The sequence below is a fragment of the Geothrix sp. genome (assembly GCF_030219325.1).
Taxonomy (GTDB): Bacteria; Acidobacteriota; Holophagae; order Holophagales; family Holophagaceae; genus Geothrix.
Genome location: NZ_CP126625.1, coordinates 3,704,927 through 3,717,494, shown reverse-complemented (window position 1 = coordinate 3,717,494; position 12,568 = coordinate 3,704,927). Strand labels below are relative to the sequence as shown.

Sequence of the window (12,568 nt, the reverse complement as noted above, 5' to 3'; positions counted from 1 at the left end):
TCGGACCCCAGGATACCCCTACTTTTTCCGGGACTTCATGGCGGCCACGTCCACGGTCTCGCCCGGGAACAGGGCCTGCGGCTGGGGCGTTGCGCTGTCGTGGCCAAGTTTCGGGGCGCCCGTGCCGCGGCCCGTGGCGGCCTCCTTGTGCATGAGGCCCTCCAGGGCCTTCACGAAATCGGGCAGGTCCTTGAACTCGCGGTACACGCTGGCGAAGCGCACGTAGGCCACCTGGTCGAGCCCCTTCAGCTCGTCCATGATGAGCTCGCCCAGTTCGCGGCTGCGGATCTCGCGGTCGGGACGCTCCATGAGCCGGGCGTGGACGTCCCCCACCAGTTGCTCGATGCGGTCCAGCGACACGGGCCGCTTCTGGCAGGCGGCCAGCAGGCCCTTCATGAGCTTCTGCCGCTCGAAGGGCTCCCGACGGCCGTCCTTCTTCAGGATCACCAGGGGCACCTCCTCCACCCGCTCGTAGCTGGTGAAGCGCCGGCCGCAGGAGAGGCACTCGCGGCGGCGGCGGATGGAGTCGCCCTCGCGGGACTCGCGGGAATCCACCACCTTGTCCTCGATGTGCCCGCAGAAGGGACAGTGCATGACGCTCCTGGTGGCTAGACCTCGACGATCCGCGGATTCAGCACCGCCTCGCAGGTGACGGAATTGGCCACGAAGCAGTACTTGTGGGCCTTCTCGAAGAGTTCGGTGACCTTGGCCATGCTGGTGCCCCGCGTGACGCGGATGACCGGGCGCAGGTGCACCTGGGTGACGCGCGTGACCTTGTCCACGGTGTCCAGGATGGCCTCCGCGTGGTCCTCGTAGCCCACCACCTCCACCTTGGCCTTGGCGCAGAGGGCCAGGAAGGTGAGCATGTGGCAGGTGGCGAGCGCCGCGCCTAGCAGGTCTTCGGGGTTCCAGCGGGTGGCGTCGCCCGCGTATTCCGGGGCGCTGCTGACCGACAGGGGGTGCTTGCCGGCGGTCGTGACGGTCGCATTGCGGTTGTAGGTGCCGTCGAGGGTGCTGCCGGTCCAGTGGAGCTGAAGGGGGTAGTGGTGGGCCATGGGGTCCTCCCGGAATGCCTGCGCCCAGGATGCCACAGCCTGCGTGCTAGCCTGGATTTGCCTCCGGAGCCCCATGCCCACGCCCGCCCGCATCCACGTCGCCCACGCCCTGCACGAAGTCTTCGGAGAGGGCGGGCGGGTGCCGGACATCTGGGATCGCGAGCTGGGGGAGGATGCCCAGCTGGCCCAGGCCCTGCTGGGTCTCTGCCTGCGCCGCTGGGGCCGCCTCCAGGCCTGGGTGAAACCCAAGCTGAAGGATCCGGACCGCGGCGTGCCCCTGGGGACGCGGGTGAGCCTGGCCATGGGGCTGGCCCAGCTGGCCTGGCTGCCGGGCGTGAGCGACCACGCCGCCGTGAATGAATCCGTGGATCTGGCGGCGGACCGCGACCTGGGTTTCCTGCCCCACAAGGGGCTGGTGAACGCCCTGCTGCGCCGGGCCGCCAAGGATCGCGCCGCCCTGGCGGCCGAGCTCGAAGTCCTGCCCGCGAGCCTGGACCGCAGCCCCGCCGTGGCGCGCGCCCTGGACGCGGCCCTGGCCCCCCATGGTGCCGAAGGTGAGCTGGAGGCCCTGTGGGCGCGGCTCCAGCAGCCGCCCCGCCCCGACGTCCGCCTGTTGCAGGGAGTGGTTCCCGAGGGGCTGGTTCCCGTGGGGGGCCTGCCTGATTGTCTCTGCCTGATGGAGGGGGCCCCCTTCCCCCGTCTCTGGCTGGAAGCCGGGGACGGCATGGTGCAGGACCGCAGCTCCCAGGCCCTGCTGGCCTACCAGTGGGAGCGGCCGGTGACCCGCATCCTGGACGCCTGCGCCGCGCCCGGCGGCAAGACCACCACCCTGGCCCGCCGCCATCCGGGCGCGGCCATCACAGCCCTTGAGGTGCATCCCAGGCGGGCCGCCCGGCTGCGCCAGACCCTCCAGCAGCGGGGCGTGGAGGCCCAGGTGATCCAGGCGGACGCCGCCGAGTGGCTGGAGGTCTGCGGCGCCACCTTCGACCTCATCCTGCTGGACGCGCCCTGCAGCGGCAGCGGCACCCTGCAGAAACACCCGGAGTGGCCCTGGCTCAAGCACGACGACCTGCCCCGCCTGACGGGCCTCCAGCGACGCCTGCTCAACGCCGCCGCCGACCGCCTGGCCCCCGGCGGGCTGCTCATCTACGCCGTGTGCTCCTGGCTGCCGGAGGAGGGCGTCGCCCACCGGGACTGGCTGGTGGAGGCCCAGCCGGACTTGCATCCGGCCGAGGTATGGCCTGCGGCCCTGGGCGCAGAGGTCGATGGCAACACGGGCCTCAGCGCCACCTTCCGCCCCCACCCCCTGCGCTGGGAGGGCGAGGGCTTCCAGGGCTTCGCGGTCCAGCGGGCCTGATCTCCCAGAGGGGGCCTAGCGCCCGAAGACCTGGAGGGACCAGGCGGTTTCGCCCTCCTTGATAAGGACCACCAGCAGGTCCCTGCGGTCCCAGAAGGCCCAGATCTCGCCCGGCAGGCGCCGCTCCTGGACCACCTTGGCCTGCTTGGCATCAAGGATCTGCAGGATGCTCTCCTTCTTCGCCTTGTCCCAGGAGCCCACCACGGCCTGGTCCTGGAGGACCACGGGATCAAGGAAGCGTCCCCAGGGGCCCTTGAAGAAGCCCATCTGGAAGTCACCGGCCGCCGGGATGGGGCTGCCGGCCTTGCCGCTGGCCAGGTCCACCACGTGGATGCGGTTGTCCTTGGTGATGTAGATGACCTTCCCCTCGTGGACCACGGGCCAGGCCGAGCTCTTCTCCTTGTACTCCCAGGCCTGGGTGCCCGTGTCCAGGTTCAGGCAGGTGAGGCGGGTGCCGCCCATCATGCCCCACTCGATGCCCACGAGCCGGTCTCCGGCCACCCGGAGGAGGCTGGGACCGCCGATGTCGTACTTCCAGCGGGGCCTCCCCGTGGCGGCCTCGAAGGCGTACAGGGTGCCGCCGAAGGCGCTTTGCTGGGCGCCGTAGTGGCCCGCCGAGACCAGCAGGGTGTCGCCCGCCAGCTTGAACATCCACTGGTTGTCGCTGCGGGTGCCGGCCTTCCAGACCTGCTTGCCCGTGGCCAGGTCCACGCCGTAGCAGGCGGCGATGCCGCCGAACAGCGCCAGGCCCTGGTGGACCAGGGGCGGGTTCTCCACCCCGTCCTCAGCCTCGAAGGACCAGAGCAGTCTGCCGTCCTTGCGGTCGTAGGCGTAGAGTTTCCCGGTGCGCCCCTTGAAGAAGGAGCCGCCGAAGGTGCCCACCAGCACCTTGTCCCCCGCCACCACCGGCCCCTTCAGCCCGCCCCGGATCACCACCAGGTTGCCCTTGCCGAAACCCGCGCTGCCCTCCTTCACGATGGGTGTCTTCCAGGCCTGCTGGCCGGTGCGGGCGTCCAGGCAGGTGAGCTCGTACTGGGCATTCATGAGGAAGAGCAGGCCGTCCTCCTCCCGCACGGGGTATCCGTCCACCGCCGCAGACCAGAGCTCGGTGCCATCCGCGAGGCTGAGCCGCTTGAGGGCGTCTTCGTGCCGGAACACCACCGCATCCTGGCCCACGACGAGGCCCGGCATGCCGCCCGTGGCCTTGGCCGACCAGAGGGGCTTGTCCGAGAGCAGGCCCGGGGCCGAGGCCGCCACGGCGGCGGGGGGGGCCTGGGGCGCCGGTGTCGTCTGGGCTTGCAGGCAGAGGGCGCTCAGGCAGGCGGGAAGCCAGGCCGCGCGGCAGCGTCGAAGGACCATGGGAACCTCATCGTGGGCCGGGGTGGCTGCCACGGTGAAGGTGGGCCTGCCGGGCGGGTGTGGGGATGGTCCCAGTCTATAACAACCCCCGGGTCGTCATCCGGCGGCCTCAGCGGGAACAGGTCAGCTTGAGGGCCAGGGCCAGCGGGAGCAGGAGGATCAGGATCACCACGAGCCGGCCCGAGAAGAAGGCGCCGTCCCCATCCGAAGCGGAGGCCTTGGAGGGCTGCAGCGCCGGGGCCCCGAAGAGCGTCGCCTGGAACGAATCCACGCCGATGGAGGAGGGGGGCCGCACCGAGTCGTCCCGGATCTGGATGAGCTTCTGCTCCTCGCGGACCAGCTGTTCCTTGGGTTTGATCTGGTAGGGATTGCGGGTGGTCGTCATGGGCCCTACGCCTCGTCATCCACGCCCATCATGGCGCTGATCTTCTCGAGAATCGGCCAATTCTCTGCCCATTCCGCCTCCGGCGACTCCACCACCGCCATGTACACGCTGCCCGTTCTGTCATTGGCGATGAGGATGTGCCACATGTGGATGGGTGGAGCGGCGGGATCCGTACTGATGAACTCGATGCCGAAGTGATCGAAGGGCCCCAGCTTGCGGCTCACCGTCTTGATGGGCTTGTATTTGGCCGCCACGACCTGGAGGTAGCGCTGGGCGTACTGGGAGGACAGCAGCTTGGCCTTCTGGGGCAGGCCCCGGATCAGGTTGATGCTCACCCCCGTGTGGAAGGCTCCGCCGGGCGGCGTGATCTTCTCCTTGGTGATGAAGCAGGCCGAGATGTCGCCCTTCTGCTCTTCGAGGAAATGCCAGCCCTCCGGCAGGAGGAACACGCCCTTCATGGGCTTGGCCTTGACCCAGCTGAACCCGGCCGGCGCCGGTGGCTGCTCCTCGGCGATCGCTGCGCGGGGGGCCAGGAGGGCCACGAGGATCAGGACCGGTCGGAGGAGGGTGTGCATGGCGTTCCTTGGGGGTGGGAGCCGCGTCTCAGACGATCTTGCAGGGAATCCAGGCGCCCTCATCGAAGCCGTAGATGGCGCACAGGCGGTGATAGCCATCGGCGACGACCACCTTGCCGTTCGCCGTATCCCGCACCAACAGGAGGGGCGAGAGGGGGGTGCCCTTCTCGATCTTCTTCCGGTCCTTCTCCACCCGCGCGTTGCTGACGCCCAGCGAGGACAAGCCCGAGGCCCGGAAGATGTCCTTGGCCTTGAACCGGACCAGGGGGGCCGTCCGCAGGCGCGCCACCAGATCCGCGGCCTGGCCTTCCGGATAGATCAGGCCCAGGTAGGACTCCGCCGCGGGGTAGTCGTGCTCCTCCACGTCGGGCAGCCAGAGGATCTCGGGGGCGTCGGCCATGTCAGCCCTTCCGGGGCGCGGGGCCCAGGGTGGCGCCCTCCAGGATCTTCACCGGGACGATGGTGTGCCGCACGGCATCGCGATCGATGGCGCCCAGGGCGAGGGTGACGGCCTCGTGGGCGATGGCGGGGATGTCCTGGGCCACGGAGGCCAGGCCCGGGTAGAGGTCCACCAGCCCGTCGAAGCCCAGCACGGACACCTGGGTGGGCACGGCCACGCCGAGATCCGCCAGGGCGCCCAGGGCCCCCACGGCCATTTCGTCCGTGGCGCAGAAGATCCCCGTGGGCCGGTGGCCCCGCTGCCAGGCGTCGCGCATGAGGCGGTAACCACCCAGCACCGAGCCGCCACCCCGCAGGATGACCGGGGCCAGGGAGCCCCCGACGTTCTCGGCCAGGGAGGCGGTGAAGCCCGCCGCGCGGTCCACGGCCCACTGGTGCTCGTCGGCCACGGTGAGGTGCAGCAGGTCCCGGTGGCCCAGGGAGAGGAGCTTCGCCGCGGCCAGCCGGCCGCCGCCGATGTCATCGGGCGCCACGCAGGACACGCCGGGGTGATGCCCGATGAGGGCGCCGGGCACACCGCGCCGCCACAGGGTGGCCAGGCGCTGGTCGATGTCGGCGCAGTGGAACATGAGCACCGCGTCCATGCGCCGCCGCACCGGCGTGATGTCCACCGGCAGCTCCACGAACTGGGTGGCGTGGCTCTGCATCTCGCGCAGCAGGGCCCGCCAGATGACGTTGAAGTAGGGCGACAGGCGGTTCTCGCCCGCGCCCACCCAGATGCCCAGGGTGTGCTTGGTGCGCCGCGACAGCTCCCGCGCCACGGGGTCGGGTTCGTAGCCCAGCTTCTTCATCACGGCCAGCACCGTGGCCCGCGTATCCACCGCCACCGTGGGCTTGCCGTTGATGACACGGCTCACGGTCCCGGTCGAAACGCCGGACTGGCGGGCGATCTCGCCGATGGTGATCTTCATGGGGGGCCGCAGGGGTTGGGAAACGGAAGGAAGAAAGCGACTCCCCATGAATACCGTTCGGCTTCCGGAACTGTCAATGCGACGTTGCCGCCCGGGCGACGATTTCGCGTCAGGTGGCGCAATCCGGTGCGTGGGCCGCGCCGTAGAGGCTGAGGTCGTAGTCGTGGACCAGGAACACGGGCGTGGCGCGGGTGAGGAGATCCAGGTGCGCCCGGTAGTTGCGTTCGAAGCGGGCCATGAAGCGCGGGTCCTCCACGAAGTGCGGGGCGTTCTTGGCGGCGATGCCGCCTGCGAGGAAGAGTCCCCCCGTGGGCAGGAACACGGCGCAGAGCTCGGCGCAGACCCGCGCGTAGAGGTCCACGAACAGCGCCATGGCGCGGGCGCAGGCAGGATCGGAGGTCGCCAGGGCCGAGATGGCCGCGGGCTGGTCGGGGGCCGCCAGGGCCAGGATCGCGGTGGCGGCCGGCGTCCAGGGCACACGCTTGGAGTCCAGCAGGAAGCGGAAGAGGTGGGCGAGCCCCACGCCCGAGACCGCCATCTCCGCGCCCGGAGGGCCGGGCAGGCCCTGCTGCAGGTGTCGCCAGAGGGCCAGCGAGTCCTCGTCGAAGACGGGCAGGCCGATGTGGCCGCCCTCGCTGGGGAAGGCCCGGGCGCCCTGGGGCGTACGCACCACGAAACCCACGCCGAGCCCCGTGCCGGCCCCCACCACCAGGGCCAGGCCCTGGGGATCCGCGGCGGGCCGGCTGCCGTCGCCGTGGGCGAGGGGCGTCACCTGGCGGGGATCCCCCAGGTCGAGCTGGAGCACCCCGCAGGACAGGGCGGTGAAGTCGTTGACCAGGTGGACGGGCACGCCGAGGCTGCGCTCCAGGGCGTTGGCATCGATGTCCCAGGGTGCGTTGGTCAGGTGGATGCGGCGGTCCAGGACCGGACCGGCACCACAGAAGGAGGCCCGGGCGGGCCGGAGGGCGGGATCCCCGCCCAGGAAGCGCTGGACGGGTTCGAGGAGCGAGGCCTCCTCCTGGGTGCGGAAGCGGGTCTTGCGCAGCAGGCGGTAGCGGCCGCCCTCCGGGGCCAGGAGGGCCAGGTTGAGGTTGGTGCCGCCCACGTCGGCGACCAGGATCAGATTGTCAGCGCTTGCAGGCACGGAACCTCACCACGACAGGACAGCAGAAGGACTCAGGCACAGGCATCCAGCCTGGGCGGGGACCAATGTGACTTCCATGGTCCCCGGTCCCGCTCCGGGCGTCCACTGGACCCCCCGGCTCGGGTGCTCGGGACAAGCCGTGAGCGCAGTGGGCTTAGGCCGGAGACCGCCAGAAACCAGGGGTTTGGTGCCCTCGGACAAAAAGTCTCCGGACCCCGGAATTACCCGCTTGACAGACCCGTGACGCCGGTTGACCATACCTGCGACCTTCTTGTAACCGTTTACATTTTGTCCGCCATACGACCCCCTGCCCCCCTCCAACTACTCCCCAACCAAGGCAGGCGCGCTTTCCTGGTCTCCGTCGTGTAACCGGTTACAAAGATGATTCCAGACCCTGCCCACCCGGCCCCGTCCCGCCTCCGCACCCCCTCCTGGATGTCCCCCCCATGTCGCTTCTCCCCACCCCCAAAGGAATCGTGACCGCGCCCTCTCCCGAGGCTCACGACCCCCGGACCTCGGCCGAGTGGTGGCGCGGCGCCTCGATCTATCAGATCTATCCCCGCAGCTTCCAGGACACCAACGGCGACGGCGTGGGCGACCTGCCGGGCATCACGGCCCACCTGCCCTACGTGGCCGAGCTGGGCGTGGACGCCATCTGGATCTCACCCTTCTTCACCTCGCCCATGAAGGACTTCGGCTACGACGTGTCGAATTACCGGGACGTGGACCCCACCTTCGGCACCCTGGCGGATTTCGATTGCCTGGTGGCCGAGGCCCACCGCCTGGGCCTGAAGGTGCTCATCGACCAGGTGCTGTCCCATTCCTCGGACCAGCATGCCTGGTTCAAGGAGAGCCGGACCAGCCGCACCAATCCCAAGGCCGACTGGTATGTCTGGGCCGAAGCGCGGCCGGATGGCACGCCGCCCAACAATTGGCAGTCCGTGTTCGGCGGTTCCGCCTGGTCCTGGGAGCCTCGCCGCCGCCAGTACTACCTGCACAACTTCCTGGAGTCCCAGCCCGACCTGAACTTCCACCACGAGCCGGTGCAGGCCGAGATGCTCGACGAGGTCCGCTTCTGGATGGAGCGCGGCGTGGATGGCTTCCGCTTCGACGCCTGCAACTTCCACTTCCACGACAGGAAGCTCCGGAACAACCCGCCCGCCAAGCCCGGCAAGGTGGAGCTGACGTCCGTCCGCGAGGGCAATCCCTACGGCTGCCAGATCCACCGCTTCGACAAGAGCCGCCCGGAGAACCTGCCCTTCCTGAAGCGCCTGCGCAGCCTCATGAACGAGTACGGCGCCATGAGCGTGGGCGAGGTGGGCGACGAGGGCGCCCTGGCCACCATGGCCGAGTACACCGCTGACGGCGACAAGCTGCACATGGCCTACGGCTTCAGCCTCTTCACGGAGGAGTTCAGCGCCGAGCGCATCCGCTCCGTGGTGCAGGAGTACGAGAAGCGCATCCGCCGCGGCGGGGGCTGGGGCTGCTGGTCCCTCTCCAACCACGACAACGTCCGGGTGGTCACCCGCTGGGGCAGGGGCGTGGACGATGCCGGCCTGGCCAAGCTGCTGGTGGCGGTGCTGGGCTCCCTCCGGGGCAGCTTCTGCATCTACCAGGGCGAGGAGCTGGGCCTGCCCGAGGGCGAGGTGCCCTTCGACCGCCTCATCGATCCCTACGGCATCGCCTTCTGGCCCGACTACAAGGGGCGCGACGGCTGCCGCACGCCCATGCCCTGGACCGCCGAGCGGCCCCGCGGCGGCTTCTCCACCGTGGAGCCCTGGCTCCCCATGTCGCCGGACCACCTGGACCGCTCCGTGGCCTCCCAGGACGGCGACGCGCAGTCGGTTCTGGGCTTCTACCGCCAGTTCCTCGCCTGGCGGAAGGACTTGGCTCCGCTCTGGCGCGGCAGCATCCACTTCTATGCCACGCCCGAGCCGATCCTGGCCCTCCGGCGCGACCTGGGTCCGGATCGGATCCTGGCCGTCTTCAACCTCAGTCCCGAGCCCGTCCGGTACACCCTCCCGGCTGCGGCCCTCTGCCTCGAAGGACACGGCCTCGCGCCCTGCCCCTGGGAAGGCCGGGACATCCAGCTCCCCCCCTGGGGAGGGTTCTTCGGCCGCCTGGTCTGACCCCATGCGCCGATCCTTCTCCGCTCTCAGCCACTCACCTGCCGCACTGCGGCATCTCTCACTGGAGGCAAGACCATGAAGTCTCTCTCCCTCATCAAGGCCGCGCTGCCCCTGGCGCTGGTCTGCGGCACCCTCGTGGCCGACGACGTCGTCGAGATCCACGGCTACACCCGCGCCGGCGTCGGCCGTTCCTCGAACGGCGGCGAGCAGGTGTCCTTCTTCCTCGCCAACACCGGTGGCAGCCCCACCGGCGGCCCCGGCTACCGCCTCGGCAACGAGACCGACAACTACCTCGAGCTGGCCGTGGACGTGAAGGCCTACGAGAAGGGCAACACCAACTTCAAACTGCACTTCCGCCCCGCCTTCCGCGAGTACTACCAGGTCCGCGATGCCTCCACCGATGCGGGCGGCAACGTGGACAACAGCAAGGCTGCGAACCCCAACCAGCAGATCTGGATCCGCGAAGCCTGGGGCGAGGCCACCGGCATCTTCGGCAACAGCGGCGCCTTCAAGGATGCCTCCCTGTGGGCTGGCCGGCGCTTCTACATGCGCCAGGATCTCCACATGCGCGACCAGTGGTACTGGAACAACAGCGGCGATGGCGTGGGCCTCGAGAACATCGACTTCGGCTTCATGAAGATGCACTACGCCTACATCCAGCACGACACGGGCAACCTGAGCAGCGACTGGAACAACGGCTCCATCCGGGGCACCCTCAATCCCTACAGCCAGTGGGTGGGCGGCGGCGGCCACAACATCGTCGCCTCGCATGACCTGCGCGTGTCCGACATCAAGCTCTGGTCGGGCGGTTCGCTGACCCTCGGCCTCCAGTACAACGACGCCAGCAACAAGAGCGGCACGGCCGTCACCGGCGCCGGCGGCAACGACAACAAGGGCACCCAGTTCAACGTGATCCTCAACCAGGCCGGCGTCATGGGCGGCGACAACCGCGTCTACGCCACCTATGGCAACGGCTCCACCTACTGGAACTGGTACAACCCCGACGTCAAGACCGAGAACACCTGGTGGCACGTCATGGACGTGTTCTACATCAAGCCCGTGACCAACCTCGAGATGCAGGGCACCGTCCAGTACCGCAAGCAGAACGGCAAGAACTCCATGGCCGGCAGCACCAACACCTGGATCTCCGCCGGCGTCCGCCCCGTCTACTTCTTCACCAAGCACTTCAGCGTCGCCTACGAAGTGGGCATGGACAAGCTGAAGTTCGACAACGAAGACGAATCCCGGAAGCTCCTCAAGAACACCATCGCGCTGCAGTGGAGCCCCCAGGCCTCCTTCTGGAGCCGCCCGGTCATCCGCCTCTTCGCTACCCGCGCGGACTGGAACAAGAACGCCAACAACTGGAACAAGGTGGGTGAAGGCCAGTTCGGCAACTCCCTCCAGGGCATGACCTTCGGCGCCCAGGTGGAAGCCTGGTGGTAATGCCGCAGTGATGGAACGGCCCGTCCCGGTGGACGGGCCGTTTCCTCGCTGGTCCTGAAAGGAAATCGACGTGATGCTCCGTCCCGCGCTGACCACCGTCGCCCTGCTCCTGGCCGGGCTGGCGTGCCATGGCCCCAGCTCGGACGCCAGCCGCTACCCCGTGGACACGACGAGCATCGGGCCCGGGCAGCAGCTGGAGAGCGCCCCCGGCTGGTACGGGGATGCCGTGATCTACCACGTCTGGGTGAAGGCCTTCGCCGATGGCGTCTATTCGGATGGCATCGGCGACCTCCCCGGCCTCCAGGGCAAGCTGGACTACCTGCAGGCTCTGGGCGTCAACACGCTCTGGCTGTCGCCCATCTTCGAGTGCGACAACAAGGGCACGAACATGCATGGGTACGACACGACGGACTACTACGCCGTGAACGACCGCTTCGGCACGAAGGCCGATCTGAAGAACCTGATCGACGCGGTGCATGCCCGCGGCATGCGAATCCTCTTCGACTTCGTGCCCAACCACACCTCCACCAGGCACCCCTGGTTCACCAACGCGGCCACCCGGGACAGCTGGTACATCTGGAACCCAGGCCAGCCCGCCGGCTGGGGCCTCCCCTGGGGCGGCGGCTCGCCGCAGGACGTCTGGCGCTCCGGCGCCTCCGGCTACTTCTACACCTCCTTCAGCACCGACACCCTGGCCGACCTCAACTTCTACAATCCCGCGGTGCAGGCGGAGATGCAGAAGGTGCAAGCCTACTGGCTGGATCGGGGCTTCGACGGCATGCGGGTGGATGCCGTGCGCTACCTCTGCGAGACGGGTCCCGGCCAGCAGGCGGACCAGCCCGACACCCACGCGCGGCTGCGGGTCTTCCGCAGCCTGCTCGACGAGTACGACAGCGGGGACCTGCACCCCCACCCGGGCGGCGACCCGGTGAAGCACGCCAGCAAGGCCATGATCGCCGAGGCCTGGACCAACGACGCCGCCGGCGTGGCGCCCTACTACGGCAACGGGACCAACGAGTTTCACCTGTGCCTGGACTTCAGCGCGCCCTGGGCCATCTCCAACGCCCTCTCCCGGGGCGATGCCACCCAGGTGACCTCCCTGTGGGAATTCGAGCAGAGCCACTACCCCGCGGGGTACCGGTCGGCCGTCTTCGACTCGAACCACGACAACCTCATCTCGCGGCCCGGCACCCAGTACGGCGGCAGCAAGGCCAGGATCATCCTGGCCGAGGCCCTGACCCTGCTCTCGCCCGGCACGCCCATCCTCTACTACGGCAACGAGGTCGGGATGACCGGCCAGTCCGGCACGGACCTCAACCTGCGCCAGCCCATGGACTGGGCCGCCGTCACGGCCCAGACCGGCCAGCCCGATTCCATCCTCAGCTGGTGCAAGTACCTCATCCAGGCGCGGAAGACCTATCCGGCGCTGCGGGGTGGCTACGCCACTCTGGGTACCGATGTCGGTCCCACCAAGGCCCTGGCCTACCTGCGGGACGCCGGCGCCGAGCGCGTGCTGGTGGTGGCGAACCTGGGCGCCGCCACCCAGACCGTGGTCGTGAGCGGACTTACGGCCCACGGCGTGCCCTCGGGCGGACCCGTGCAGGCCATCCTGGGCGACCTCAAGGGCGTGACGGCCCTGGCCGGCGACGCCTACACCGCGGCCAGCATCCCACCCTACGGCGTGCGGGTGCTCTACCTCGCGGGCACCGGCTTCCAGACCACCCTCCACGGCGACCTCCCCTGACCTCTCC

Annotated in this window: 12 protein-coding genes; 4 read left to right on the top strand and 8 right to left on the bottom strand. The window is 69.2% G+C overall.

What is annotated here, in order from left to right:
* Positions 1-18: 18 nt before the first annotated feature.
* Positions 19-594 carry a transcriptional regulator NrdR gene (gene nrdR, locus QOZ81_RS16620; protein ID WP_291203581.1) on the bottom strand — a complete coding sequence of 192 codons (576 nt, stop codon included), beginning with the start codon at positions 592-594 and terminating at the stop codon, positions 19-21.
* A 14-nt stretch (positions 595-608) separates the two neighbouring features.
* The gene (locus QOZ81_RS16615; RefSeq protein ID WP_291203584.1) at positions 609-1,055 is read right to left on the bottom strand and encodes an OsmC family protein; all 447 of its coding nucleotides are present in this window, start codon (positions 1,053-1,055) and stop codon (positions 609-611) included.
* Positions 1,056-1,128: 73 nt separating this feature from the next.
* Between QOZ81_RS16615 and QOZ81_RS16610 the strand changes: the two genes are divergently transcribed.
* On the top strand, positions 1,129-2,412 hold the full coding sequence (locus tag QOZ81_RS16610) for a transcription antitermination factor NusB (protein WP_291203587.1): 1,284 nt from the start codon (positions 1,129-1,131) through the stop codon (positions 2,410-2,412).
* 15 nt (positions 2,413-2,427) lie between these two features.
* Here the strand turns inward: QOZ81_RS16610 and QOZ81_RS16605 are convergent, their stop codons facing one another.
* The 6 genes from QOZ81_RS16605 to QOZ81_RS16580 form a co-directional block, all read right to left on the bottom strand.
* A complete protein-coding gene (locus QOZ81_RS16605) occupies positions 2,428-3,771 on the bottom strand; it encodes a PQQ-binding-like beta-propeller repeat protein (RefSeq protein ID WP_291203590.1) in 1,344 nt (447 codons plus the stop codon).
* Between the two features lie 109 nt (positions 3,772-3,880).
* Positions 3,881-4,156, bottom strand: coding sequence for a hypothetical protein (locus QOZ81_RS16600; RefSeq protein WP_291203593.1), 276 nt, complete (start codon positions 4,154-4,156; stop codon positions 3,881-3,883).
* A gap of 5 nt (positions 4,157-4,161) precedes the next feature.
* The gene (locus tag QOZ81_RS16595; RefSeq protein ID WP_291203596.1) at positions 4,162-4,731 is read right to left on the bottom strand and encodes a hypothetical protein; all 570 of its coding nucleotides are present in this window, start codon (positions 4,729-4,731) and stop codon (positions 4,162-4,164) included.
* A 28-nt stretch (positions 4,732-4,759) separates the two neighbouring features.
* Complete coding sequence (locus QOZ81_RS16590) at positions 4,760-5,131, bottom strand: hypothetical protein (protein WP_291203599.1); 372 nt, start codon at positions 5,129-5,131, stop codon at positions 4,760-4,762.
* A gap of 1 nt (position 5,132) precedes the next feature.
* Positions 5,133-6,101: a LacI family DNA-binding transcriptional regulator gene (locus QOZ81_RS16585; RefSeq protein WP_291203602.1), complete on the bottom strand. Its 969-nt coding sequence runs from the start codon at positions 6,099-6,101 to the stop codon at positions 5,133-5,135.
* Positions 6,102-6,210: 109 nt separating this feature from the next.
* Positions 6,211-7,245 (bottom strand): glucokinase, encoded by a 1,035-nt coding sequence (locus QOZ81_RS16580; RefSeq protein ID WP_291203605.1) that lies wholly within the window; start codon positions 7,243-7,245, stop codon positions 6,211-6,213.
* 446 nt (positions 7,246-7,691) lie between these two features.
* Here QOZ81_RS16580 and QOZ81_RS16575 point away from each other — a divergent pair, with 446 nt between their 5' ends.
* The 3 genes from QOZ81_RS16575 (at position 7,692) to QOZ81_RS16565 (ending at position 12,561) form a co-directional block, all read left to right on the top strand.
* Positions 7,692-9,374 (top strand): alpha-glucosidase, encoded by a 1,683-nt coding sequence (locus QOZ81_RS16575; protein ID WP_300715151.1) that lies wholly within the window; start codon positions 7,692-7,694, stop codon positions 9,372-9,374.
* Between the two features lie 75 nt (positions 9,375-9,449).
* Positions 9,450-10,817 (top strand): maltoporin, encoded by a 1,368-nt coding sequence (locus QOZ81_RS16570; protein WP_291203609.1) that lies wholly within the window; start codon positions 9,450-9,452, stop codon positions 10,815-10,817.
* Positions 10,818-10,890: 73 nt separating this feature from the next.
* Entirely contained in the window at positions 10,891-12,561 is a 1,671-nt protein-coding gene (locus tag QOZ81_RS16565; protein ID WP_291207569.1) for an alpha-amylase family glycosyl hydrolase, read from the top strand.
* Positions 12,562-12,568: the final 7 nt, after the last annotated feature.

Coding starts and splice junctions, on each gene's coding strand:
- QOZ81_RS16575 (WP_300715151.1), top strand. CDS start 7,692: ATGTCGCTTCTCCCCACCCCCAAAGGAATCGTGACCGCGCCCTCTCCC.
- QOZ81_RS16585 (WP_291203602.1), bottom strand. CDS start 6,101: ATGAAGATCACCATCGGCGAGATCGCCCGCCAGTCCGGCGTTTCGACC.
- QOZ81_RS16615 (WP_291203584.1), bottom strand. CDS start 1,055: ATGGCCCACCACTACCCCCTTCAGCTCCACTGGACCGGCAGCACCCTC.
- QOZ81_RS16605 (WP_291203590.1), bottom strand. CDS start 3,771: ATGGTCCTTCGACGCTGCCGCGCGGCCTGGCTTCCCGCCTGCCTGAGC.
- QOZ81_RS16590 (WP_291203599.1), bottom strand. CDS start 5,131: ATGGCCGACGCCCCCGAGATCCTCTGGCTGCCCGACGTGGAGGAGCAC.
- QOZ81_RS16565 (WP_291207569.1), top strand. CDS start 10,891: ATGCTCCGTCCCGCGCTGACCACCGTCGCCCTGCTCCTGGCCGGGCTG.
- QOZ81_RS16595 (WP_291203596.1), bottom strand. CDS start 4,731: ATGCACACCCTCCTCCGACCGGTCCTGATCCTCGTGGCCCTCCTGGCC.
- QOZ81_RS16570 (WP_291203609.1), top strand. CDS start 9,450: ATGAAGTCTCTCTCCCTCATCAAGGCCGCGCTGCCCCTGGCGCTGGTC.
- nrdR (WP_291203581.1), bottom strand. CDS start 594: ATGCACTGTCCCTTCTGCGGGCACATCGAGGACAAGGTGGTGGATTCC.
- QOZ81_RS16610 (WP_291203587.1), top strand. CDS start 1,129: ATGCCCACGCCCGCCCGCATCCACGTCGCCCACGCCCTGCACGAAGTC.
- QOZ81_RS16600 (WP_291203593.1), bottom strand. CDS start 4,156: ATGACGACCACCCGCAATCCCTACCAGATCAAACCCAAGGAACAGCTG.